The organism is Pseudomonas sp. CM25, assembly GCF_013179705.1.
GTDB lineage: Bacteria > Pseudomonadota > Gammaproteobacteria > Pseudomonadales > Pseudomonadaceae > Aquipseudomonas.
Map to the genome: position 1 here is coordinate 1 of NZ_JABMCW010000641.1, position 1,343 is coordinate 1,343.

A 1,343-nucleotide genomic window follows, 5' to 3' on the forward strand; every position below is an offset into this window, starting at 1 on the left:
GCCGAACAGATGGTGCGCCAGACCCGTGAGGCCGCCGGTTTCTACGCCGAACGCTTCCGCCTGGGCGCGCTCTATTCGCTGACGGTGAAAACCGTGCCCAAGCTGGTCATGGGCCTGAAACTGCGCCGCAGCGAACTGAATATCGACCTGACCCTGGGCTCGAACACCGACTTGCTCCAGCGCCTGAAAAACCACGAGCTGGAAGCCATCCTGGTCTCGCTGGACGAGAGCGTCAGCGACCCGGCCTGCGAGCAGCTGCCGCTGTTCTCCGACGACATCTTCCTCGCCGTCCCCACCGACTCGCCCTTCGCCGGGCAGCCCGAGGTGGACCTGGCCGACCTGGCCGACTCCACCTTCATCACCCTCACCCAAGGCTTCGCCACCCACCGCGATGGCGCGCGAGTGTTCCAGCAAGCCGGCTTCGAACCGAAGGTGGCCATGCAGGTGAACGACATCTTCACCTTGCTCAGCATGGTCAGCTCGGGCGTGGGCTTCGCCTTGCTGCCCGGGCGCATCGCCGCGGTTTACGAAAACCGCGTCAGGTTGATTGCCTTGCAGCCGCAGTATCGCCTGCAGCAGCATATCGGTGTGGTGTTTCTGAAGGCGCGGGAGCGTGAGCCGAACCTGCTGGCTCTGCTGGCGGAATGCCGGATGTACAGCCGGGAGCGCTGAGCCGCTGGGCGGCACATCGCCCTTGCAGCCACACCGCCACTGCCGCCAGCCCGGCAGGGATCAACAACGCTGCGAAAACCTGCGCAAAGCTCCAGCCCAGGGCCAGCATCTGGGCCCCGGCAAAGGCGCTGAGCACCGCGCCAATGCGGCCGATGCCACTCATCCAGCTGGCCCCTGTGGCCCGCGCTTCGGTGGGGTAGAACGCTGCCGCCAGTGCATTCATGCCAACGCTCGCGCCATTCAGGCCAAAGCCCACGGCGCTGGCAATCGCGCACAACCAGGCAAAGTCTCCGGCCACTTGGCCGATGGCAAAGATGACCGCGCCACTGAACAGGAAGGTCAGCATCAGCACCCGCTGCGGGTTGCAGCGGTCCATGGCCCACCCCACCGAAATCGCACCCAACGGCCCGCCTATCTGGAAACAGGCAGTGACAATGGCCGCTTCGGATACCGAAAAACCCCCGCCCTCCTTGACCAGCGTCGGCAACCAGCCGCTGAACAGGTAGACCAGGAACAACGCCAGTATGTAACCGGCCCAGAGCATGCAGGTGCCAAAGCGGTAGCGTGGCGAGAGGATGGTGCCGATCGCCCCACCCCTGGCCCTTGGGGTGACCGGCATGACGAAGGTGCAGTCGGCGTTGGCGTGCGCGGGTGACAGCCGGCGGACAATC

Annotated in this window: 1 protein-coding gene and 1 pseudogene; one reads left to right on the top strand and one right to left on the bottom strand. The window is 65.4% G+C overall.

The features are described 5' to 3' along the window. A partial coding sequence (locus tag HP546_RS30290) for a LysR substrate-binding domain-containing protein (RefSeq protein ID WP_172233563.1) occupies positions 1–672 on the top strand: 672 nt, incomplete at its 5' end. Here the strand turns inward: HP546_RS30290 and HP546_RS30295 are convergent. Then, positions 608–1,343, bottom strand: a pseudogene (locus tag HP546_RS30295) (MFS transporter); the annotation flags it as partial. The gene HP546_RS30290 and the pseudogene HP546_RS30295 sit on opposite strands and share 65 nt — an antisense overlap.